Genomic DNA, 22,022 nt, shown 5'->3' with positions numbered 1-22,022 from the left:
TCGCTAAGACAGGAGATGGGGGAAAGTATCCTATCCGAGTGATTGGCAACAAAGATAAGCCTAATAACAGAGCACATCTAATCTGAGCCAAGCAATTATGAGCGTCGTCTCACTTAAGACGACGCTCATATTGCAATTACACCTTGCGAATAGCTACCGGCACTCCGTGTCTCGCAGTCGAACCAAAAGTTTTATCACGGTAGAGACTGGCGCCCTTACGACTAGGATCCACTATGTTGAAAGGGTTAGGGCAGACACCCGTTCCTCTCAATGGAATGCCAGGGATCACCTGACCATCGACCTCCAGGTCGCTCGCGCCAAAGCACCAGTGGCCATAACCCATTCCCACCACTATGGTGTTGCGGGCCACAGTTTTGTCTGCCTGCACTATTCCCTCGATATACTTCCCCTTAGGAGACAACACCTGCGCCCTATCGCCATCCTTGATATCAAACTTGGCGGCATCATCCTCATGCAGATGGATATAGTTGGTCTCACCCAGGGCAGTGATGCGCGGCAGCGCCACAGAATAAGGGCTACGAAGATGCAGCTTGAAGGTGGAGAGATTAAAAGGATACTCATTCACCTTCCACAGCTCACGCACCGCCGAGCCGTCCCAGAACCGATCCACATCATAGACAGGTTGGCCGTCGTTATACTCGCCACTGTAGGAGTCTTTCACCCGGGCCAGGGACTCGTTGTACACCTGGAACTGAGTGTCCATGCGCATCATGGGGTTGAAAAACTCCCCTTCGTAACGCTCATCCACCCGCTCGTAACGACCCCCACGGGTCAGCATATAGGCGGTCGGCCCCACTTCCTCGGGCTTGAGTCTGGCCTTGAACAGCGGCAGCACACGATCCACGCTGGTAAAGGCGATATCTTCCTCCGTGGGCGATGGCAACACAGATCCTGTGTGAGCGATATTGGCAAACAGCGGCACATAGAAGTCGGCCGGCTCATGAATCGGCAAGTCTCGTCCCTCGACGTCCTTGAACGCCTTCTCACCAAAGCCTGGCAAACCTATCGCCTTGCTAATATCGATCAAGAATTGCTCCATGTTGACCTCTTGGCCCTGAGCAGTCTTGACGTTACGTGAAGTCACCACGGGTACACAGGCCACATCGCCGACAAACTCGCTGCCCCACATGCGTGAGTTGGCCCACTGCTCATACTGCAAAGAATCGGGCACTATGTAATCGGCGAACACATTGGTCTCGTTGATGTAGGGATCTAGGGCGATGATCAACCCAAGCTGCTTAGGATCTTTGATTGAGTCCTCCACCTGATCCTGCAGACCTGAGCAACCATAAATCGGGTTGGTCGCCCAGGTGATCCAGGCTTTGAACTGAAACGGGTTCTTGTTGGCATGGGCCACCAGTAACTCGCCACTGTTGTCCTGCACAAAGGTATTATTCCAGGGCTGATCTGCAGGGTAAGGATCTAGACCCTTAGCCAGCTTCTGCTGATACTCATGGCTCAGTTCATAGTCGCCAGAGCGCTCGGCATTAAAACCGGTCAGCGAGGTGTGTTCAAAATCCATCAGGTTATACAGAGGACCGTCATAGATATCATACATGGCGGCGTAGCCCACACCGCCCATGTGCATCATGCCGCCCTTAGCATTATGGGCGCCCACCAGGGTCGCCAACATAATCATGGCAAAGGCGAATTGTCCGCCGTCTGAGGCATTACAGCCGGTATTAGTCTCGATAGCCACGCTGCGGCCATGGGAGGTGAACTCTTTAGCTAACTCCTCTATCTTGGCCACAGAGATGCCACAACGCTCAGAAAGCTGGCGCATCGAAGTTTCGTTGACCCGGTGTTTAAGCAGTGAAAAGGCTGTTTCCACTTGCAGCTCGACGCCATTACCGATCGCCAGCTTACCCTTGTAGAAGAGCTCCGCCGGTTGTTCGCTCTCGCCTGTCACCAGCAGACCCGTAGCCTTGTCGATCACCATCTTGATCTCGGCCTCGCCCACACCGCAAGCTTCGGCGGTCAGGAACTGGTTAAACAGGGGATGACCAGGCTCTTTCACCACCAGATAGGTGGCATTGGTGTAGTTGATCTCGCCTATGGCATCGGCGCAGGCCTGACTCGGCGCCTCAAGATAGGCTCGGCGATAGCGATCATGATTGATGATGTATTGCATCATAGCGAACATCAGCGCGGTATCGCCGCCCGAGACAATTGGCAGCCACTCACCCTGGCTGTTATCCACCTCTGAGGTCAAGGAACGTAAGATAGGATCGATCACCACATACTTAAAGTCAGGACGATCGCTGCGGGCCTTGGCCAGACGACGCGAGCCCACGTTGAGGCCGTTACCACTGAGCCCCGGGTTGGTGCCTATGAAGATGGCAAACTTGGTCTCTTCATAATCCACCTGGGGCAAGGCCATCTCGTCGACGGCATCGAAACAGCCCAGGGCGCAACCCGCCACCTGTTGGTGACCACAGTAAGAATCTTTATTGCCTATGTTGGGCGTACCCCAGGACTCCTTGACGAAGCGATGTAAAAAATCGGCCCGCGCCCCCTGCTCAGAAGAGGTAGAGACCAGCAGTTGATTCTTCACCGGACCAAAATCTGGATAACGCGGATTGGCCAGCGCAGGGTTGTCGTGGATCGTCCTCAGCCCCTCGACCTTGCCCTCGCCGAACAGATCGCCGCCCTCAATGACCTCCTTGAGCAGCTGCTCATAGGAGATGCTCTGCCAGCGATTCTCACCTCGCTTACCCACCCGCTTGAGGCACCGGGTGATACGGTGCTTATCCTCGAACGCATCGGGCACCGCATTGCCGCGGCCACACAGAGTAGCGCGATTGCTCTGGCTCAGGCCGCTGACGGCGGAGAGTTGTAACATCGCCTCCTTAGGCGGCGTCTCCATGGTAAAGGGCTGACCTGCGTTGTTGGTCAGGGTATAGGGATTACCCACGGCGCGTAGCACCTTGTCCGTCTTATTATCTATGCTGACCCGAGCGCCGCAGACGTTAAAGCAACCGAAACACTTGGAGAAGGCGAAACGCTGCTCAGGGTTTTCCACCAATTGCTTGTCCTGATCAAAATAGTACTCAGGAGTCAGCGAGGTCGGGGCATAACGGCTGATCTCGGCGTCGCTGGTGCTCGCCTTTGTTGCGGCCTTGGCACCTAAAGTGCCTGTTGTCATCACGGCGGCAACCGAACCCGCCTTTAAAAAATCTCTACGATCCATGCTGCTACCTCTGCCAGGTTTGAGGAGAATTGATACTGTTTGCCCTGTTGCTCTCGTCTTGGGTCAAGCCGATATAGAACACATTTGGGGAGGTTTGCTTACCGGCCTGCAACACTAGCGGCCTGTGCTGACGTATCAGCCTGGAGACCTCGCTCTCGGGATCGTTAATGTCACCAAAGACACGGGCGCCACCGGTACAGGTCTCGACACAGGCAGGCAGCAAGCCGCGGCTGGTTCGCTGAATACAGAAGTTACATTTATCCACAGTGCCCGTGGCCGAATGGGTGAAACGCACCCCATCGTAGGGGCAGGCCTGGATGCAGTAGTTACAACCGATACACAACTGTGAGTCCACCACCACTATGCCATCCTGCTCGCGCTTGAAGGTAGCGCCTGTCGGGCAGACAGACACGCAGGAGGGCTTGTCGCAGTTGTTGCAGAGGAGCGGCAAATTAAACACATACTGCTTACCATTTAGATCCACGCTGTGTTGCGGCACTTGGGTTCTGTGCTCGTCAGGCAGGTTGCCGTTCTCTATACCACAGGAGACCACGCAGGCCTTACAACCGTTGCAGCGACCGAGATCGATCACCATGGCCAGACGCTTCTTACCCTGACGACGAATATCGGCGATCACAGGATCGGCGGGGATAAACATCATGCCTGTGGTTGCGATGGCGCCGCCAGCCAGGAGTTTGAGTGTTCTTCTTCTATCTAACATCTTTAGCTCCTAATAAGACTGACCAGCCAGTAAGACCGAATAACGTAAACAGAAGGCGCCAACCAAGGTTAGTGCGGCGATGCCATATTCCTTAGCGTGAGACACGCCGACTCTGCCCATGATGGAGGTAAGGTTGAGCAGCAGCGGCAGCAACAGGCCAACCACTACGGCGCCAAGCCACCAGATCTTACCGGCCGATGTCGCCATCCCCAGCAGGTTATCCAGGCCATAAAACTTGCTCACATTGGCGATGACGTAAACGAAGATGCCCAGTACAAACAGCTCGATGAGCATCACCATGGAATCTGCCTTGGCGAAGTGATGATGTGGGTCGCTCTGCTTTAGCCAAGTCTTGACGATCAGCACCACTGCGGCGCCGGAGGAGATGGCAGACACCAGGAAGATCACCACCAAGATGCTGTTAGACCAGACGATGTTGTGCTTGATGTCGCCAATCAACAGGGCTGTATAGGAGGCGACGCATACAGCGAGGATAAGATTGATTAGCGCATAGCCACGGCTGGTAAAGGTCTCCTGATCATGCCGCTTGAAGGAGAAGCAAAACAGCAGCGCGAAGATGATCGCCAGCGTCAGCAGCCAGGTACCTATACTCATCATTGAGCTGGGCTCGAAGGTCATAAACAGGCGATAGAAGCGCAGCAGCTTACTCATGTCGCCATTGAAGATGCCGTACTGGAACGAGGTCAGATCGAAGACGATCATCCCTGTGCCCAGCATCAAGAGTAACAGGCCCGCGATGGCGCTAAACTTCGCCGTCGACCAGTGGTGGGCGTGAACCACCTTTTCGGACAGAACCAGGGCGCCACTGATAAACAAGGCCCCCGCTCCCGCACCGGCCAAGAACAGATAGGCTGCCACCAACAGCCCCCAATGCACTTCGCTCATAGACATTCCTTATTATTCTATATACCTCTTTATTCCAGCCGATTAATTCATTGGCATAGAAATAAAGAAATTCAAAACGATATATAACAGACCAAACGGGCGAAATTGTTTTTCACCTTGGTTAAATCATACAAACCAAAACGGAATAAATAAGGAGCCAGATCACACTAGTTATCAAACGTACCAGCTGAATACCAAGAGTTTGAATAAAGTGGTTATTTTTACTTTATAAAAAAAATATTTACTAAGAAACAAAAAACTCCACCAACAAAAAACAACAATAAAATCAATTTAAAATCATATAGATGAAAATGAAAAACCTTTACCGCCATACGATACTCACTCCTAAAAAATGCAATTTGTATTTTTAAAAAATCAAAAAAAACAAATCACATCACAAACAAAAGATATTTCAACAGCTGGCAATTATTTTATTTAAATCTATTTATTACAATCTAAAAGCCACAAAGACGTGGCAAAAAACAAGCGCCAAATTATGTTGGCATTGATTAAAGACAAAAATATTTTAAGGGTTGATAATGAATAAAGTAATACTCTCCTCTTGCGCCTTAGCTATCGCCTGCACCATGAGCCAACCTCTATTGGCCGAAGAAAGCCAGTTCGCTACCTCAGGCGTACTCATGGGACTAAGCAACTACCTGTGGCGTGGTCAGACTATCAGCGACAACAAGCCTACCCTGCAGGGCGACTTGATGGTGGAACATGAAAGTGGCTTCTATCTAGGCACCTCATTCGAGACCTATCGCTATGAGGATGAAGGTAGCGTCTACAATGATTATGAAATTGATTACTACGGCGGTTACTACCAGATGCTCACCGAGGATCTAGGCCTAGGCTTCAACGCCATGAAATACACTTATGGGGCTGGCGGCTACAGCGTCGAGTATTCAGTCAGTCTCGACTATAAGGCACTTAATCTGATGGTAAACTATGACCAAGATGTAGAAGCTTGGTACACAGAAGTTAACTATGGCCTCGACCTTTTTAACGAGAGCCAGTTAACCGCCCATCTAGGCCTGTTTACCGATGCAGAAAGTTATGAATATCTCGACAAGGGCAAGGTGGCAGACAGCATCTATGATATAGGATTGCGCTATCGCTATCCTCTGCTATCTCAACTCGATCTGATGTTAGAAGTCAGTTATCAGGAATTCGAACATGATCACTATATGGTTGGCCTTGCCTACAACTTCTAATTACCAGCAATTAATCAGATAAAAATAAGCCAAAATGGAGCGCCGATGGCGCTCCAAAGTCCAAGGTGGGGAATTGCCGAGCAGCGACAAATTTCAGGCATAAAAAAACCTGCTATTAAGCAGGTTCTTATCTCTTCAAGAGAGGATTGCATCAACAAGTTGGTACAGATGGCGAGACTTGAACTCGCACGGCCGTTAAGCCACTAGCACCTGAAGCTAGCGTGTCTACCAATTCCACCACATCTGCATCTTGTCTGTCTGATCTTACCGCTATTCTCTCAAGGAGAGCAACTGATAATGGTACCGAAGGACGGACTTGAACCGTCACTCCCGAAGGAAACGGATTTTGAATCCGTCGTGTCTACCAATTCCACCACTCCGGCTCATCAATCAGACCTTACTCTCTGTCTCGAGTAAGTGAACGGAATTATACCTTTGCTTTTACTAATGGCAAGCCTTTTGCGACAGCTTTATTACCGACTGCCGATTTTTCATCCTAAGCGCCTAAAACTCGGCACAATCGGGCTATTCACACGGGGAAATTTTGCCACCAGGCTCACAAAATTCTCAAAACGATGACAAGGCGTTATCAAATTGACAGCATTAATTGATCGAGATCAGCATTTCTCATATCCATTCGCGCTAATTTAGCTTGGACAACGATATAAACAGCTGCGAAAGAGGACTTCTCACATGGCATTTTGGTTAGATTTAATGTTTGGTAACCCCATTGGTCTGCTATCTATGATAGTTATCTTCACAACCATTGGCATAATGTCATACATCATGTGGTTGTTTATCTCGAAGTCGAAACCAGAATAGATAGGACCTTGAAGTCCACAAAATCATATTTCTAATGCAAATGGGGGCTTATGCCCCCACTTTTTTATCTATCGATCTGCATATCCCACCAATTCCCCAAAGGAGATCAGGCGGCGTGTTTACGACTGGGCACCACACTGTGAATGAAGTGGGGTCTGGCCTTAATCAGCAGCTGTAGCTGCTCGGGATTGGGTTCGCCCTGAGGCAGACGCAAGACCTGGCGATTGAGATGGGATCTTGCCTCCATGGCAATCTTAAAATCTGCGGTCGGGCCATGAATAGCGTACTGTTGCTTGTTACCCAGATACTGCAAGATATTGGCCTCCAGCAGGCTCTGCACCGCCGCCTCATTCTCTGGCAGGGTCAGCACTGTCTCCCCTTGCAGGAAGAACTCTCTTAACAGGGCGCGCTCGGTCGGATCCAGCAGCCGCACCTTCTTCTCTATGGTCTCAGTGGTGCGCTTGCCCTTGAGATGCTTGATCGTCTCATCGAGAAAATAGTTGGCCACCTGGGTCAGGAGATAGGCCGCGCCGATAATCAATCCCAGGCCGATAAAGTGAGCATATTGACTCACCAGCTGCTCTAGCCTCAGAGCCTGCATCAGGGAGGTGGGCGCAAAGAGTAAGGCGGCGCTGATCAGGGTCAGCCACAACATCAAATTGAAGATCACTTGCTTGGGACTCGTCTGTTTAAACAGCATCAGATTTAATTTTTCCATCTTGATACCTAGTGTCAAAAAACCTGCAGTAAGCAGAATAACTGCAAGTAAAATGCCAACCCGCAGAGCCACATAAAGACTTTACAAACATCATCTTGGCGACATTTTTATTCCTTTGCACGAGCAGAACATAAGAATCAGGCTATGCTTAAAGCTATGTGATCTGGACAGCGCACCTAACGTCAATTGTCGGCCGTGCTTATGGTGCTTGGGATAAGCGATACCATAAATGGCAAACCACACAGCTCAGCTACTCAAGAGTCCCATCGGCAGAAAACTCACCCTGTCGATCATCCTCTTCAGCTCCTTAATCACCCTGCTCACCACGGGCTTCCAGCTGGTCAACGACTATCGCAGCGACGTCAATCGCATCACCCGCCAATTCGACAGCATCGAGAAGGTCAATCTGGACGTGCTGGCGGCCAGCATCTGGGTGATCGACGAGCGCCTGATCAACACCCAGATCGACGGCCTGATCCAGCTGCCTGACATCACCTACATAGAGATAAACGACGACAGCGGCCAACACTGGCAGGCGGGCACGGCAACCCCGGAAAACACCATAGAGCGCAGCTTTAAACTGGTCTATGGCTCAGGCAACGAAAACATAGACGTTGGTACCCTGTTAGTGCAGGCGGATCTGAGAGTGGTATATGAGAAACTGCTCGATCGCGCCATCATCATACTCCTCTCCAACGCCATCAAGACCTTCATCGTCGCCGGCTTCATCCTCTTCCTGGTGTGGTTTCTGGTCACCCGCCACCTGCATAAGCTCAGCGACTACAGCCAGAACATCAACCTGGACGGCGAGTTCGAGCCCCTGGTGTTCGTCAAGAACAGCCATAAGAATGACGAATTCTGGCTGGTTGCCAAGGCAATCAATGAGATGCAACAGCAACTCAGGCGCTCCTTCGATGACATCAAGGCCTCCAAGCTGGAACTGCAAGAGGCCCTGGCGGATCGCGAGCGACTGCTGGAACTGGAACGCAGCTACAAGGATGAACTGGCGCGCCAGGTGAAGGAACGCACCCAGGAACTGGAGCAATCCCTGCTGGTACTTAAACGCGCCCAACAGGTATTGGTCGAACAGGAGAAGATGGCGGCGCTCGGCGGCCTGGTATCTGGCGTGGCCCACGAAATCAACACCCCTATCGGCATCTGCCTCACCGCCGCCAGCACCCAGCTGATCCATATCGAGGAGTTGATCAAGTTGATCCACAGCGAAAACGCGACCCTGGAGGAGATCAATGCCATCCTGGAGGAGTATCAGCAAAGCTGTGAGTTGATCATCAGCAACATCACCCGCGCCAGCACCCTGATCCAGAAGTTCAAGACTATCGCCGCAGAGCAGAGCCTGGAAGACAAACGCAGCATCAACCTCAAACAGGGGCTAGAAGAGCACCATGAGTCGATGCATTTCATCTACGGCGACAAGCGGGCCGAGGTGGAATACCGGGTCGATCCCGACCTCAACATACTCACCAATCTCAGCCTGTTTAAGCAGATCGTCACCAACCTGGTGTCCAACGCCTATGCCCACGGCTTTAAGGATCGCAAGCAGGGGAAGATCAGGATAGACGCCGAGGTGGACGATGGCATGCTCAATATCCGTATTCAGGATGATGGGCCGGGGATCGGCAGCGAGGCCAGCAGTCATATCTTCGAGCCCTTCTATACCACCACTCGCTCGGAGGGCGGCACAGGCCTGGGACTCTCGGCCGCCTTCAACGCCGTTACCCTGCTCAAGGGCAACATTCGCTATCGCGACGACGGCGAATTAGGCGGCGCCTGTTTCGAGGTGAGCTTTCCGGTTGAGGTCCTCGACAGCCCAGCCATCGAGCTCAACCTCTCCAATCAATCAGGCATTTAACCGCTTAACTCTGGGTCCTTTAGCTACTTAGCCCTTTAGCTGCTTAGCCCTTTAACTGCTTAGCCGTTAAACGGCAGATCGCCATGATCACCTCGGTCGCCTTCACCATAGACTCCAGACAGATGAACTCATGCTTGCCATGGAAGTTGTGACCACCGGTAAACAGATTAGGACAAGGCAGGCCCATATAAGAGAGACGACTGCCATCTGTGCCGCCGCGAATAGGCTTGATCTTCGGTGTGATCCCCAGTTCTCCCATCGCCTGCTTGGCGATATCGACAATATGAGGGTGCGGGATCAATTGATCGCGCATATTGTAATAGCTGTCTGTGATGCTGACCGTTAATGAGCCCTGGTGCAGCTGGGCGTTACAGGCCTCGACCCGCTCGGTGAGCCAGCGCTTACGCTGCTCGAACTGATCCAGATCGAAGTCGCGAATGATATAGATAAGCTGCGCCTCTTCGGTAACCCCTTTCATCTCAGCCAGGTGGAAGAAACCGGCGTAGTCCTGACTATTCTCTGGGGTATCACCAAGGGGCATCTTGGCATGAAATCGCGCCGCCATGGTCTGGGCGTTCACCATGACACCATAGGCGGAGCCTGGATGGCAGTTGTTTCCCTTGGCCGTCACCACGGCCGTGGCGGCATTAAAGTTCTCAAACTCCAGGCCCCCTAGCTCGCCACCATCCACAGTATAGGCCCACTCGGCCTTGAAGGTCTCGAAGTCAAACTTGTCGGCGCCGCGGCCTATCTCCTCATCGGGGGTGAAACAGAGATAAATATCGCCATGAAGGCTACCCGGCTCTTGCATCAGGGTCGATAGTGCGGTGACTATCTCGGCGATCCCCGCCTTATCGTCGGCGCCCAGCAGGCTTGTGCCATCCGTGGTGATCAGCGTCTGTCCCAGATACTGATCTAACTCGGGAAACTCCTTGGGGGAGAGCCGGTTCAGCTCACCAAGGGGAATATCGCCGCCATCATAGTTCTCAATCAGTTGAGGGTGCACATTGGCGCCGCTAAAGTCTGGCGCCGTGTCCAGATGGGCGATAAAGCCGATGGGGGGAACCCCTTCAACTGTCGCGGGCACCAGTGCGGTCAGATAACCCGTAGAAGATAGCGCCACCTGACTGAAGCCTAACTTGATCAGCTCCTCTCTGAGTTGATCCGCCAGCGCCAGCTGTCCCGGCGTACTGGGGCAACCTGTCTGACTCGCATCAGACTGAGTATCAAATTGCACATAGCGTAAGAATCGATTTAACAGGGCCTGTTTCATAATCAATCACCAGCAAAAAAAGTCGACTGAGTCTAACAAGTGACCCCAAGGTGACTTTAGACTTAAATCAAGTTTTTGGTGATTTACGCCTCAGGTCAGCAGGCGATTGGGTTCACGTCTTGGCGGCAAGCTTAGTGAGCACACGACTCACGGCGGTAAAGCCGAAGCTGCCGGTGACCACGGTCACGGCGCCAAAGCCCGAGGCACAATCCATGCGCATACTGCCCTCTGCCGTGGCCTTGACATTACAGACGCTGCCATCGGCCTGAGGGTAGACCAGCTGCTCGGTGGAGAACACCGCCTCTATGCTAAAGCGGCGCTGTACATTCTTAGAGAAGTTGTATTCGCGGCGCAGCAGGTTACGTACCTTGGCCAGCAGTGGATCTTGATAGGTCTTAGCCAGATCCGCTACCTGGATCTGGGTCGGATCTGTCTGGCCGCCGGCGCCCCCTACCGTCACGATAGGAAGCTTCTGGCGTTTACAGTGGGCGATCAGCGCCGCCTTAGGCTTGACCGCATCGATACAGTCCACAACATAGTCCAGGCTACCGCCCTGCTTACGACCAGTAAAATAGTCATGCAGGTTGTCTGTGGTGATGAAATCTTCCACCTGATTCACCCGGCACTCAGGGTTGATCTGCATGATACGCTCGGCCATCACCGCCACCTTAGACTCGCCAATTGTCTCCTTGAGGGCGTGCAGCTGGCGATTGGTGTTGGTCACACAGATATCGTCGAGATCGATCAGGGTGATCTCACCGATGCCGCTACGGGCCAGCGCCTCGGCCACCCAGGTACCTACTCCGCCAATGCCGACTACAGCCACGTGGGACTGCGCAAATCGGGTCAGCGCCTTGGCGCCATAAAGGCGGCCAATACCGGCAAAGCGATTGAGATAGGCATCTGAGAGTTCAATTTGGCTCAAGGTGGGCTCCGAGTAAGATAACTAAAAACCCGCCGATTTTACCGCAATCCCAGGCAAAATCCTAAAAAGAAAAAATGCGACAAGTGTTACACCTATGGGGCGATTGCAGCAACTTGGCAAGTAGAGGGTGACGCAGCGTAAAGACCAAATTAACCCACTGTTTTTAAATGTAAAACAACATGATAAAACTCACATAAAACCAATGGTTTGCGACATAGATCACATCTCAAGCTTGCACTTCTGGGCACACTGACGCCGCAACACAGTAATGCGGCCAAGAAAGCTCCCTCTGGGCCCGTGACTCTCGTTAGCCAAAAATTCAAAGGCCCTCTTCGAGATGGGCATAATCGCTACAGGAAGATGACAATGAAAAAATCTGTTCTATCGGCAAGCATTTTCGCCACGTTCGCAGCCACCTCATTCACGGCACTCGCCGACGGTCCTCAGTTCTACGGCCATGCCGATCTTGCCTTGACTCACTCAGATAACGGCATCGCGACCCAGAATCAGAAAGATGGCACCATCATAGAGAACAACTTCTCCTGGTTAGGGGTGAAGGGCAGCGAGAAAGTCAGCGATGGTCTGGAAGTGATCTACCAGATGGAATTTGGCGTCAGCAACTACGACAACTCCGGCGACACCTTCAACGCCCGTAATACCTACCTTGGTTTAAAAAGTGTTGCCGGTACCGCACTCATAGGTCGTAACGACACTGTGTTCAAGTCTGCTGAAGGCGGTTTCGACCTGTTTGGCAACACCAACTCAGACATAGATCTACTGGCTGCCGGCCAGTCGCGTAAGGCTGATGGTATCACTTACTACTCGCCTAAGATCGCCGATCTCATCACATTAAATGCCACCTATCTGATGGAAGACAACTATGTCACCTATGATGGTGACGAGCGCGTCTCTCCAGATAGCATGTATGCCCTAAGCGCAACCATCGGCGATAAGGCACTCAAGGCGCAGAACTATTATGTTGCCGCTGCCTATAACGAAAATATCGATGACGTTAAGGCCTATCGTGGTGTTGCTCAAGTCAAATTCGGTAACTTCATCGTTGGCGGCCTCTATCAGAACAGTGAACATATTGACGCCAAATATGCCAACCTAGAGGGTGATACCTACTTCGTTAACGCCGCATATGTGCTGGGCAATGTAAAGATCAAGGCCATGTATGGTAGTGACGACTCAGGCCTGGGTAAATATGTCAGCCGTTTCGTGGGTAATGCCGATGGCGCTGGCATGGAAACCGTATCAGACGTTGACTTACAACAGTTCAGCATTGGCGCCGATTACCGCATCAGCAAGAGCACAATGTTTTATGGTCACTACACTAAATATGATGGCGACCTGAAACTGGCCGGCACCAAGCAGGATCTGGGTGACGATATTGTCACTATCGGCATGCGTTTCGACTTCTAATACCAATCATAGGCAAGTATGCGCTCAGATAAAGCGCAGGAAAAACGCTTGAGAACACAGCTGGATTTTTAGATAAATCGTTATCTGCTGATTAAGAGGCGGCCACTGGCCGCCTTTTTTAGTGATAATCGCCACTCAATCTCAGTTGCCGCACAAAAGATTCGAATGACCTGCTGGCGCGTCAATCGCTCGTGGAAAACCGATTATAGAATATGGCGATTAACCATCCTATAAGACCGGCGACCAGCGCCCAGACGATGCCGCCAAGCACAAATCCACTGAAGGTTAGCTGCCACCCCATAGTCTGCCAGTCGGTATGCAGCATATGCCCCGTCATGTCAGACATCATCATGGGCATGGCCACAACCAAGAGGGAGCAGACTATCCAGGCTAGGGCGAAGGCAAGTGCGCAGGCAAAGGCAAATGCCGCTTCATTTAATTTCATTTTACCCTCCTATCGCCTCTTCGATGATCGAGGCGTCGGTCGAACCCTGCTTGGCGCATTCAGTCCATAAAACATCAGGCTTAAAGGCTCGACCTTGCTATAGCACGTCAGTGATGACCACCGTCATCTTCCTCATCTCTGGCCGTCAGGATCTGATATTGCTCTGGCGTCAGCTCGGGCAAACGCTCGAGGAAGGCCACCATATTCCAGATCCTTTCATCATCATGTGTGGGTCCCCAGGCCGGCATCCCAGAGGCTTTGATGCCATGTTTGATGATCCAAAAGTGCTCTCGCCGCCTCTGCGCAATATCCGCCTCCCTCTCGGATGCTGAACGGGTCAGATTGGGCGGCGCAGGATAGAGTCCCTGAGTGAAATCACTCTGTGCACGTCCCGGCCTGAGGTGACACCCAGAACACATCTCGTTGTAATCGGGACCACCCGCCAACAATCGAGACGGTGTTGCTATATCGGCGGGCACAGTGATCGCCTTGGCGGCACGCGCCACCGAGTTTTCCCTCAGGGTTTCCAAGGCCCAGTAGGTCAACTTGTTATGTGGCGTATCGGCACCTATAGGATAAAGACCTGAGTACAGATACCCGCCCAGAATCACCACGCCCAACAGCACTATCACCACTAGCGTCTTTACATAAACCATTAATCTCACTGCTATTGTTCTCCTCTGCCTATTCGGTTTGCCTCGACGCTAAACCTGATATCCGATTACCCGTGTGAATGACCCTTGTCATGCTGCTCCATCTTGTGGTGATCGTCTTTTTCCTGCTGCTCCTTCATGCACTTTTTCCTTAACGCCTGCATCACGGGGTCGTCCATATCCATCTGATGCTGATCTTTATGCATATCTTCCTTATTCATGTGCATCTGGCTTTGATCCTTATGCATCTGACTCTGATCCTTATGCATCTGGTCCTGGTTCATATGCATCTGGCTCTGGTCCATTTGCATTATGCTGCTACAGTCTGGCTGCTCGTCTTTTGTCATATGTTCCTTAGGATCATGGGCCTGCGCCGACAATGACAACAAGAGCGCCGACACGGCGACCAGGGAAGTTTGTATACTCGTTTTCATGAATGACTCCTTCTGTTGTTTGACCAATAGGGTTAAAACCAAAATCGGATCCCTGCCAGCACACGGGTGTCTCCCGCCGATTCACCGGCCACCTCGAGATAATCAGCCGTCGCGCCGAATGTCTCTCTGCGCTCGATACCCACATAAGGTGCGAATTGACGAGAAAACTCATAGCGTAATCTGAGGCCAAGGCTGACATCAGATAGACCACTGCCTATGCCGTTTTGCGGATCGTCCTTGCCATATAGGGTCAGTTCGGCTCTGGGTTGTAAGATCAGCCGCGGGGTCAGCAGCCACTCATACTCGGCCTCCAGACTCAGGGCGCTGCGGCCCTGCTCTCCCAGGTAAGCCGTTAGATCCAACTCGAACCAATAGGGTGCTAGCCCTTGCACGCCAAGGGCCAGCCATTGACGGTTTTGACCATCTGCATAGTAGTCAAAGCGTGTCCCCAGCTGAAAATCGAAGTAGCTGCTGATGGCATGCCCCCAGAGCAACTCTGCCTGGGTCTCCTCGAGGCCATCCTGGTTATAATCTCCCTCTAACTTTAACCACACTCGGTCATAGGTACCGCCGTACCATGCCGAGAGAGCAAAGGCGACATTGTCATCGTTATCATATTCAAGACGATCGCCCATGACGGCCCAAAAGGCATCCTCATCCGCCAACCTGAGGCGTTGTGAGCCAGGCAATGCATAAGGACCTTCACTCAGGGTGTGCCCGCCTGAATAGGCGTGGGGGTCACGACTATCTGCCGGTGCATCGCCGCCCTGCATCTTCATCTCTGGCATGGCATGCATGGAAGATACTTTCATCGCTTCATGCTGCTCCTCGCCATCCGTGCTCGGCATGGCGGCACTCCCCGCCACAGCCTGAGCCGATAGCAAGCACAAGGCGGCTGTGATTGAATGGATTAGGTGATGATTTTTCATGACACTAGTACCTCCCTGAACATGCCGGCATCCATATGGAACAACAGATGGCAATGCCAGGCCCAGCGCCCGACCTCCTGTGGCGTCGCCAAGAAGCTAAGGCGTTGAGCGGGTTGTACTGGAATAGTGTGACGCCTGACCCTTAACTGCCCTTGGGCATCTTCGAGATCGCTCCACATGCCGTGCAGGTGCATGGGGTGGGTCATCATGGTGTCGTTTTGTAAGATGATACGAATACGTTCGTTATGCTTGAGGGCGACCGGCGTACTCTTACCAAACTCCAGCCCGTCGAAGGACCAGGTGTAACGCTCCATATTGCCGGTAAGATGAAGTTCCAGCTCCCGAACGGGCATGCCGGTGTCGGTCAGCACACCCTCGGCGGCGCACAGATCGTCAAGCGTCAACACCCTACGGCCATTGTTTCTCAATCCTGCACCCGGGTCATCTAGGCTGGTTCTTGGCATATCGACGCGCATGTCCACCGACGGGCCATACTCGCTGGCGGCGTGACGCACCTGCTGTGACGGGGTCGCGAGCCCATGCATGCCTTGATGCTGGCTGTGATCCATCGCCATGCCATGGTCCATCGACATGCTATGCCCTTGATGTTGCATGCCACCATGTTGCATTGAAGATTGGTGGTCCATGGCCCCCATCATGTCGGCCATGGTCAACCACTGGATCTTATCGAGTGTGGGTACGGCTGCCGACAGGCCGTCGCGCACCGCGAGCGTCCCCTTGGCATAGCCGCTTCGGTCCATCGACTGGGCAAAAATGGTATAGGCATCATCCTTGGGATAGACCAGAACATCATAGGTTTCGCCAGGACCGAAGCGAAATTCATCCACAGATACCGGCTCGATATTTTGTCCATCGGCCTGAATAACCGTCATCACGAGTCCGGGAATACGAACATCGAAAAACGAGTTGCTCGCGCCGTTCACAAAGCGCAGACGGATGGTGTCGCCCGGCTTAAAGATGCCGGTCCAATTGCCATTGGGGGGCTGTCCGTTAAATAGATAGGTGAGCGTGGACGCCGATAGGTCGGCCAAGTCAGTCGGGTTCATCCGCATCTCGTTCCACATCTCGCGCTTCACCATTGCGGTGCGCAGATCATAACGCGATACATCTTCGAAGAAGTCAGCCACTGTCGGCTGGGCATAATTGTAGTAGTCGCTCTGCTGCTTGAGCTTGGCAAACACTTCCATGGGGTTTTCATCTGTCCAGTCCGACAGCTGCACCACAAAGTCCCTGTCGCTCTTCACGCCGTCTCCATCACGGGGCAGGATAACCAGGCTGCCGTACATGCCCGACATCTCCTGGAAGCCAGTATGTGAGTGATACCAATAGGTGCCCGACTGCTGTACCCGAAATCGATAGGTAAAGGTTTGGCCTGGGGCGATCCCCGCATAGCTCAGGCCGGGAACGCCATCCATCTGATAGGGCAGGATTATGCCGTGCCAGTGCACGGACGTGGGGACCGATAATCGGTTGGTCACCCGCAGCGTAATGGTATCGCCCTCCCGCCAGATCAGAGTCGGCGCGGGAATCGAGCCATTTATCATGATCCCTGTGTTGGCCTGGCCGGTAAAATTCACCGGCCCTTGGTCGATAACCAGGTCAAACTCGGTCCCCGTCAACACATCTGGGCTTCTGGTGCCATAGGCGGTCGGTTGCCCCATGGCAAAACTGGGCATGCTGGTGCCCAATACGCTTGTTCCAGCTATCAGCCCCTGCACAAAACGGCGGCGACTGAGGCTAAACGACTCACTATCTCTCATGTCCATACTCGACTCACATTTTAAGTGTATAAGTTAAAGATAGTGGCCAGTACCTGACCAAGAAATGACGTGATGATTACAAAGCTGTAATCTTGAACTTATGTGAGTAAATACATGGTTAAATAGGCAAATCAGCTTAACCCTAGTTAAAGGCTTGCGGGCAAATGCGAATATTAGTGATCGAAGACGAGAGCAAGATAGGCGACTATCTCAAAAAGGGATTGGAAGAAGCCGGGTATACCATCAGCCTGTGTCGAAATGGCTTGGACGGCTATCACTGCGCCATCTCTGAGTACTTTGACCTGATAATCTTAGATGTGATGCTGCCCGACATGAACGGATGGCAAATCCTCGAAAAAATCCGCCTCAACAATTCGAATATCCCTGTCATGTTCCTGACGGCAAAGGACAGCCTGGAAGACAAGATCAACGGGCTCGAGTCCGGCGCCGACGATTACCTGGTGAAGCCCTTCGCCTTTGCCGAATTACTGGCGCGGGTAAAAACCCTGCTGCGCAGAGGCACCAAACAGCTGCAGTCTGACATCCTAGCCGTTGATACCCTGAAACTGGATATCGCCAAACGCCGGGCCAGCCGCGAGCAACTGAAACTGCATCTCACCAATAAAGAATTTTCCCTGCTTGAGTTATTGGTCCGTCACCAGGGGGAGGTACTCACTCGCGCCTTTATCGCGTCGCAAGTATGGGACATGAATTTCGACAGCGACACCAATGTGATCGACGTCGCCATCAGGCGCTTAAGGGCCAAGGTTGACGACCCCTTCTCGATGAAACTTATCCATACCGTGCGTGGCATGGGATACAAACTGGACACGGAAGCCTGACATGTTTAGCAGCCATCCGAAGATCTCATTAAAAGCCCGTACGCTCAGTTTAGTGGGGGGCACACTGATCGCCTGCTTCCTATTGCTTGGCCTCATGATCGACGCCCAAGTTAAAGCGCATTTCCTGCATCAGGATGAGGAAGAATTGAATGTAGTCGCTAACTCGGTGAAGGGCATCCTGACTTCCCTATCAATGGCTCAAGATAGCCATCAGCTTGATACCGCCCTATCACAAGCGGTCGTCGGCCATCACGGCATCTTCTATGCACTCTACAGCGATGACAATCAGCTGATTTACAGTAATAAAACATCCGATCTTTCTCAGTTTCTCAAGCAAGGTGCCGAAGAGCGAGTCGAGGCGACAGCGCTAGTCGTCATCGAGGCGCAGCAGCGGCACCTACGGGGCACCTTACTCAAGGTGACGCTTCCCAATGGGGCAACCGCTAAGTTAGTGGTGGCCAGCGAGATCGACTTTCACCTGGCGTTTCTTAGCGAGTTTCACCGCACCCTCTGGTCGACATTACTCCTGGTATGGCTGTTAACCATGCTGGCAGCCTGGCTGGCCATTAGGTTCGGCCTGCGCCCACTGCAACGATTGAGTAAAGACATCAGCGAGATAACAACCGAACGTTTGCATCTGAGATTGAAGCCGGAATTAGCCCCCGTTGAATTATCAGAATTGATCGCCAGCTTCAATCACATGATTGGTGAAGTCGAACTGGGTTTCAAACGCCTTAGTCACTTCTCGGCAGATATCGCCCATGAACTTAGAACGCCACTCACGGCGCTGGCGATGCAAAATGAAGTCCTGTTGGGTCAGGGGCGAAGCACAGAGGAATATCAGGAATTACTCTATTCCAATCTGGAAGAATTAGAGCGCCTCACCGTCATGGTCAATGATATGTTGTGGCTGGCCAAGTCGGACAATGGACTGATTGAGCCCAAGAAACAAGAAATTGCCCTAGATATGGAAGCAGACAAGATCATCGATTATATGAGCCTGCTCGCCGATGAAAAAAATGTCTCCATCATAAGAGAAGGTAGCGCTGCGCTTATTGCCGATAAGGGAATGGTGCAGAGGGCGCTGGGCAACCTCATAGGCAATGCCGTGCGTCATGCCGAGCCAGGATCAGAAATCGTCATTGCCATTGAACAAACGCCTCAGGCCACCAGCATTAAGGTGAACAACCAGGGCACGCCTATCCCGAAGCAGCATGTCAATCACCTGTTTGATCGTTTCTATAAGGTTGAAGCCGCGAGGCAAAGAGAGGGGAGCAGTAACGGCCTGGGGCTGGCCATCGTCAAGTCCATCGCGGATATTCACGGCGGAAGCGTCACCGCCGAGAGCCATGACGGCAAGACCTGCTTCACTCTGCTTCTGCCAACAACTAGCTCTACCAACTTCTAGCTCTGCCAACTTCTAGCTCTGCCAACTTCTAGCTCAGCCAAATAAGGTCGGCTCACCAAAGCATAAGGTGTAGACCCGTTCCTATAGGTTTTCAGCTTTCTGCTTTCAGCCCGCGGGGGTCTTGCCTTCCCCGACGAAACGATGCTTTTTGTTCACCTAACACGCAGATGTCAAACCGCCATAAAGACCAAGCTCACAGGCTATTTTTTATCCCAACTTATGTGCGCGAGCGCACACTTTCCAAACATATTTGAGCTTTCCCAAGCAAAATACCTACAATTTTAGCAACCTCTTAATAAGTTACAGTTTGTTTACATCGACAGCAGAGCGCATACCCCTTTAGAAGTATGCTCAATACGTTAAATTTACAAGGATTGGCTGTTTTTTAAACGCCCGAGGCAGATCTGTCACAAATTCCTCGTAAAGCTAACCTAGATAAGCAGAAATTTGATCTGCACCACACTCTTACTGCCATAAAACTGTAAACTTCTGGCCAACTTTGTTACGAGAACGGACCCTCGGAGCAAATTATGGAAACTATGTTAATAACCATTAAAAAATGGAAAAGAACTCAGTTCTTGGGAGCACAAAACATGAAAAAATCTCTAATCTCTGCATCAGTCGCATCTGTTATTGCACTGACCTCATTCGGCGCGCTAGCCGATGGCCCTAACTTCTACGGTCGTTTAGACCTTACTGTGACTAACTCTGACACAGGTCTAACTACTCGTGAAGCTAAAGAAGGTACTGTACTTGAGAACAACTTCTCTCACCTAGGTGTGAAGGGTACAGAAAAGATCGCTGACGGTATCGAAGTGATCTACCAAATGGAATTCCAAGTTGAAAACACTTCAACAAACAGTGACGTATTCAAGGCTCGTAACACTTACCTAGGTCTTAAGAGCGCCGCAGGTACTATCCTTGTTGGCCGTAACGACACTGTATTCAAGCAATCTGAAGGTGGCATCGACCTATTCGGTAACTCAAACGCCGATATCGACCGTCTAGTAGGCGCACAGACTCGTAGCGCAGACGGTATCTGGTACTACTCTCCAAAGATTGCTGACCTATTAACCATCAATGCAACTTACCTGATGGAAGATAACCAAGCTTCTGATGACAGCCAGTACGCAGTTAGCGCAACTCTGGGTGACAAGAAGTTCAAGGCACAAAACTACTATGTAGCTGGTGCATACAACAAAGGCATCTCTGGTATCGACGCATACCGTGGTGTGGCTCAAGTTAAGCTAGGCGACTTCAAGGTTGGCGGTCTATTCCAAAACTCTGAAAGCGTTGCTATGCCAAACCTTGAAGGTAACTCTTACTTCGTAAACGTTGCCTACAACCTGAACGGCGTTAACCTGAAAGCCGAATACGGTAAAGACGAAGCAGGTCTAGGTGTATACGCTAAGCGTTCTGGCATCCAAACTGCTGATACTACTGATGTAAACATCACTTCTATCGTTGTTGGTGCGGACTACAAGGTAGCTAAATCAACTATGGTTTACGGCCACTACGCTATGTACGACGGTGACTTCAAAGCTGCCGGCATCAAGACTGACATGGAAGATGACAACGTATTCACCGTTGGTGTTCGTTACAACTTCTAATTCGATGAGCCTCAGGCTCTGACGAAAAAAGGCGACCATAGGTCGCCTTTTTGTTGTCTAACGCGCGCGATTTAAACGCTTTAGCCTAACGCCTTACCAGACGATAGACGGACTCGGTCAACCAAGGCACCTGCTTCTTCACAAACCTAGGGTTCTGTGCCAACACATCAAGGCAGCTCAACTGCTCTATCTCGAAATAAGGACTCATGTGCGCCTGAATCCAGGCATCGGATACCGCAAATGGCGGACCATTGAGGGCTTCCTGGGGATAATCTAGGGTGATGAGCAAGCCTATGCTCTTAGGGGGCAATAACTCGGCCAGACACTCCACATATTGCTGGCGCATCTCGGGAGGCCAGGCGATCAGTGCCGCCCTGTCATAAAACCCGCTCACCGCCTCGAGAGACTCTTTCGGCAGCCTAAACAGATCTCCCTGGTAGATGCTCACCTGCTCGGTGCGATAACACTCATGCTCGCCTTGCGTCTGACGCTCGACGGGCAACTCATTGTCGCTGAAGAACTGCTCCACCGCGCTCTGATTGAGTTCACAGCCGATCACCTCCAGCCCCTGCTCGGCCAGATAACAGAGATCTAAGGTTTTACCACATAGGGGAACGAAGACCTGGCTGCCGGCAGCTAACTCGAGCTGCGGCCAATAGTCGATAAGAAGGGAGTTGACCTCATCGAGATGAAAACCTATCTGCTGAGAGGCCCATTTGTCATGCCAAAAACTGGGTTGCATCGGTAGCTCCACATAAGCAAGTGTTTCATTATGCAGGCTACTCTAATCTGTCGCCGCCTAAGATGCCAGCTTACCAGGCAATTTAGACGG

19 protein-coding genes and 2 tRNA genes are annotated in these 22,022 nt (G+C 51.8%); 7 read left to right on the top strand and 14 right to left on the bottom strand.

The window, feature by feature from the left end; translation table 11 throughout:
* Positions 1-136 precede the first annotated feature (136 nt).
* Genes L1D43_RS00720 through nrfD form a run of 3 tightly spaced genes read right to left on the bottom strand, consistent with a single transcriptional unit; the run spans position 137 to position 4,838 of the window.
* On the bottom strand, positions 137-3,211 hold the full coding sequence (locus tag L1D43_RS00720; RefSeq protein ID WP_239849546.1) for a molybdopterin-dependent oxidoreductase: 3,075 nt from the start codon (positions 3,209-3,211) through the stop codon (positions 137-139).
* 4 nt (positions 3,212-3,215) lie between these two features.
* A complete protein-coding gene (dsrO, locus tag L1D43_RS00715; RefSeq protein ID WP_239849545.1) occupies positions 3,216-3,932 on the bottom strand; it encodes a sulfate reduction electron transfer complex DsrMKJOP subunit DsrO in 717 nt (238 codons plus the stop codon).
* Positions 3,933-3,941: 9 nt separating this feature from the next.
* Positions 3,942-4,838, bottom strand: a complete 897-nt coding sequence (gene nrfD, locus L1D43_RS00710) for an NrfD/PsrC family molybdoenzyme membrane anchor subunit (RefSeq protein WP_239849544.1) — start codon at positions 4,836-4,838, stop codon at positions 3,942-3,944.
* A gap of 539 nt (positions 4,839-5,377) precedes the next feature.
* Between nrfD and L1D43_RS00705 the strand changes: the two genes are divergently transcribed.
* The gene (locus L1D43_RS00705; RefSeq protein WP_239849543.1) at positions 5,378-6,055 is read left to right on the top strand and encodes a TorF family putative porin; all 678 of its coding nucleotides are present in this window, start codon (positions 5,378-5,380) and stop codon (positions 6,053-6,055) included.
* A gap of 160 nt (positions 6,056-6,215) precedes the next feature.
* Here the strand turns inward: L1D43_RS00705 and L1D43_RS00700 are convergent.
* Together L1D43_RS00700 and L1D43_RS00695 are read right to left on the bottom strand one after the other, a co-directional pair.
* Positions 6,216-6,302, bottom strand: a tRNA-Leu gene (locus L1D43_RS00700).
* A 51-nt stretch (positions 6,303-6,353) separates the two neighbouring features.
* Positions 6,354-6,438, bottom strand: a tRNA-Leu gene (locus L1D43_RS00695).
* Between the two features lie 310 nt (positions 6,439-6,748).
* On the opposite strand from L1D43_RS00695, the gene L1D43_RS00690 reads away from it, so the two are divergent.
* Positions 6,749-6,877 carry a DUF3149 domain-containing protein gene (locus L1D43_RS00690; RefSeq protein WP_011867043.1) on the top strand — a complete coding sequence of 43 codons (129 nt, stop codon included), beginning with the start codon at positions 6,749-6,751 and terminating at the stop codon, positions 6,875-6,877.
* A 106-nt stretch (positions 6,878-6,983) separates the two neighbouring features.
* Here the strand turns inward: L1D43_RS00690 and L1D43_RS00685 are convergent, their stop codons facing one another.
* Positions 6,984-7,595 (bottom strand): superinfection exclusion B family protein, encoded by a 612-nt coding sequence (locus tag L1D43_RS00685; protein ID WP_239849542.1) that lies wholly within the window; start codon positions 7,593-7,595, stop codon positions 6,984-6,986.
* Between the two features lie 229 nt (positions 7,596-7,824).
* On the opposite strand from L1D43_RS00685, the gene L1D43_RS00680 reads away from it, so the two are divergent.
* Positions 7,825-9,465: an ATP-binding protein gene (locus tag L1D43_RS00680; RefSeq protein ID WP_239849541.1), complete on the top strand. Its 1,641-nt coding sequence runs from the start codon at positions 7,825-7,827 to the stop codon at positions 9,463-9,465.
* Positions 9,466-9,508: 43 nt separating this feature from the next.
* On the opposite strand, the gene pepT is transcribed toward L1D43_RS00680, so the two are convergent.
* Together pepT and tcdA are read right to left on the bottom strand one after the other, a co-directional pair.
* Positions 9,509-10,738: a peptidase T gene (gene pepT / locus L1D43_RS00675; protein WP_239849540.1), complete on the bottom strand. Its 1,230-nt coding sequence runs from the start codon at positions 10,736-10,738 to the stop codon at positions 9,509-9,511.
* A 112-nt stretch (positions 10,739-10,850) separates the two neighbouring features.
* Positions 10,851-11,663, bottom strand: a complete 813-nt coding sequence (tcdA, locus tag L1D43_RS00670; RefSeq protein WP_239849539.1) for a tRNA cyclic N6-threonylcarbamoyladenosine(37) synthase TcdA — start codon at positions 11,661-11,663, stop codon at positions 10,851-10,853.
* Positions 11,664-12,029: 366 nt separating this feature from the next.
* Here tcdA and L1D43_RS00665 point away from each other — a divergent pair, with 366 nt between their 5' ends.
* Entirely contained in the window at positions 12,030-13,088 is a 1,059-nt protein-coding gene (locus L1D43_RS00665; RefSeq protein ID WP_239849538.1) for a porin, read from the top strand.
* A gap of 181 nt (positions 13,089-13,269) precedes the next feature.
* On the opposite strand, the gene L1D43_RS00660 is transcribed toward L1D43_RS00665, so the two are convergent.
* From L1D43_RS00660 to L1D43_RS00640, 5 genes are all read right to left on the bottom strand, one after another.
* On the bottom strand, positions 13,270-13,533 hold the full coding sequence (locus L1D43_RS00660; RefSeq protein WP_160793719.1) for a DUF5676 family membrane protein: 264 nt from the start codon (positions 13,531-13,533) through the stop codon (positions 13,270-13,272).
* Positions 13,534-13,640: 107 nt separating this feature from the next.
* On the bottom strand, positions 13,641-14,189 hold the full coding sequence (locus L1D43_RS00655; protein ID WP_239851005.1) for a cytochrome c: 549 nt from the start codon (positions 14,187-14,189) through the stop codon (positions 13,641-13,643).
* Positions 14,190-14,254: 65 nt separating this feature from the next.
* Positions 14,255-14,620, bottom strand: coding sequence for a hypothetical protein (locus L1D43_RS00650; protein ID WP_239849537.1), 366 nt, complete (start codon positions 14,618-14,620; stop codon positions 14,255-14,257).
* 32 nt (positions 14,621-14,652) lie between these two features.
* Positions 14,653-15,549: a copper resistance protein B gene (locus tag L1D43_RS00645; RefSeq protein WP_239849536.1), complete on the bottom strand. Its 897-nt coding sequence runs from the start codon at positions 15,547-15,549 to the stop codon at positions 14,653-14,655.
* Positions 15,546-17,336 carry a copper resistance system multicopper oxidase gene (locus L1D43_RS00640; RefSeq protein ID WP_239849535.1) on the bottom strand — a complete coding sequence of 597 codons (1,791 nt, stop codon included), beginning with the start codon at positions 17,334-17,336 and terminating at the stop codon, positions 15,546-15,548. Before L1D43_RS00640 ends, L1D43_RS00645 begins: the two co-directional genes overlap by 4 nt.
* Before the next feature lie 158 nt (positions 17,337-17,494).
* Between L1D43_RS00640 and L1D43_RS00635 the strand changes: the two genes are divergently transcribed.
* The 3 genes from L1D43_RS00635 to L1D43_RS00625 all read left to right on the top strand — a co-directional run bounded on the left by L1D43_RS00635 (position 17,495) and on the right by L1D43_RS00625 (position 21,190).
* A complete protein-coding gene (locus tag L1D43_RS00635) occupies positions 17,495-18,172 on the top strand; it encodes a heavy metal response regulator transcription factor (protein ID WP_239849534.1) in 678 nt (225 codons plus the stop codon).
* Between the two features lies 1 nt (position 18,173).
* On the top strand, positions 18,174-19,580 hold the full coding sequence (locus L1D43_RS00630) for a heavy metal sensor histidine kinase (RefSeq protein WP_239849533.1): 1,407 nt from the start codon (positions 18,174-18,176) through the stop codon (positions 19,578-19,580).
* Positions 19,581-20,173: 593 nt separating this feature from the next.
* A complete protein-coding gene (locus tag L1D43_RS00625; protein WP_041510065.1) occupies positions 20,174-21,190 on the top strand; it encodes a porin in 1,017 nt (338 codons plus the stop codon).
* Positions 21,191-21,275: 85 nt separating this feature from the next.
* Here L1D43_RS00625 and L1D43_RS00620 read toward each other — a convergent pair whose 3' ends face one another.
* Positions 21,276-21,932 (bottom strand): thiopurine S-methyltransferase, encoded by a 657-nt coding sequence (locus tag L1D43_RS00620; RefSeq protein WP_239849532.1) that lies wholly within the window; start codon positions 21,930-21,932, stop codon positions 21,276-21,278.
* Between the last annotated feature and the right edge of the window lie 90 nt (positions 21,933-22,022).

Origin of the sequence: Shewanella sp. Isolate8 (genome assembly GCF_022398495.1) — a bacterium.
Classification (GTDB): Bacteria; Pseudomonadota; Gammaproteobacteria; order Enterobacterales; family Shewanellaceae; genus Shewanella; species Shewanella aquimarina.
This window is presented reverse-complemented; position numbering and strand designations above follow the sequence as displayed.

Excerpts from the sequence above, each read along its gene's own strand:
- L1D43_RS00630 (WP_239849533.1), top strand. The coding sequence starts at position 18,174 with ATGTTTAGCAGCCATCCGAAGATCTCATTAAAAGCCCGTACGCTCAGT.
- L1D43_RS00690 (WP_011867043.1), top strand. The coding sequence starts at position 6,749 with ATGGCATTTTGGTTAGATTTAATGTTTGGTAACCCCATTGGTCTGCTA.
- L1D43_RS00665 (WP_239849538.1), top strand. The coding sequence starts at position 12,030 with ATGAAAAAATCTGTTCTATCGGCAAGCATTTTCGCCACGTTCGCAGCC.
- L1D43_RS00720 (WP_239849546.1), bottom strand. The coding sequence starts at position 3,211 with ATGGATCGTAGAGATTTTTTAAAGGCGGGTTCGGTTGCCGCCGTGATG.
- pepT (WP_239849540.1), bottom strand. The coding sequence starts at position 10,738 with ATGAAACAGGCCCTGTTAAATCGATTCTTACGCTATGTGCAATTTGAT.
- L1D43_RS00660 (WP_160793719.1), bottom strand. The coding sequence starts at position 13,533 with ATGAAATTAAATGAAGCGGCATTTGCCTTTGCCTGCGCACTTGCCTTC.
- L1D43_RS00625 (WP_041510065.1), top strand. The coding sequence starts at position 20,174 with ATGAAAAAATCTCTAATCTCTGCATCAGTCGCATCTGTTATTGCACTG.
- L1D43_RS00645 (WP_239849536.1), bottom strand. The coding sequence starts at position 15,549 with ATGAAAAATCATCACCTAATCCATTCAATCACAGCCGCCTTGTGCTTG.
- L1D43_RS00655 (WP_239851005.1), bottom strand. The coding sequence starts at position 14,189 with ATGGTTTATGTAAAGACGCTAGTGGTGATAGTGCTGTTGGGCGTGGTG.
- L1D43_RS00640 (WP_239849535.1), bottom strand. The coding sequence starts at position 17,336 with ATGGACATGAGAGATAGTGAGTCGTTTAGCCTCAGTCGCCGCCGTTTT.
- L1D43_RS00620 (WP_239849532.1), bottom strand. The coding sequence starts at position 21,932 with ATGCAACCCAGTTTTTGGCATGACAAATGGGCCTCTCAGCAGATAGGT.
- L1D43_RS00705 (WP_239849543.1), top strand. The coding sequence starts at position 5,378 with ATGAATAAAGTAATACTCTCCTCTTGCGCCTTAGCTATCGCCTGCACC.
- L1D43_RS00650 (WP_239849537.1), bottom strand. The coding sequence starts at position 14,620 with ATGAAAACGAGTATACAAACTTCCCTGGTCGCCGTGTCGGCGCTCTTG.
- dsrO (WP_239849545.1), bottom strand. The coding sequence starts at position 3,932 with ATGTTAGATAGAAGAAGAACACTCAAACTCCTGGCTGGCGGCGCCATC.
- nrfD (WP_239849544.1), bottom strand. The coding sequence starts at position 4,838 with ATGAGCGAAGTGCATTGGGGGCTGTTGGTGGCAGCCTATCTGTTCTTG.
- L1D43_RS00635 (WP_239849534.1), top strand. The coding sequence starts at position 17,495 with ATGCGAATATTAGTGATCGAAGACGAGAGCAAGATAGGCGACTATCTC.
- L1D43_RS00680 (WP_239849541.1), top strand. The coding sequence starts at position 7,825 with ATGGCAAACCACACAGCTCAGCTACTCAAGAGTCCCATCGGCAGAAAA.
- L1D43_RS00685 (WP_239849542.1), bottom strand. The coding sequence starts at position 7,595 with ATGGAAAAATTAAATCTGATGCTGTTTAAACAGACGAGTCCCAAGCAA.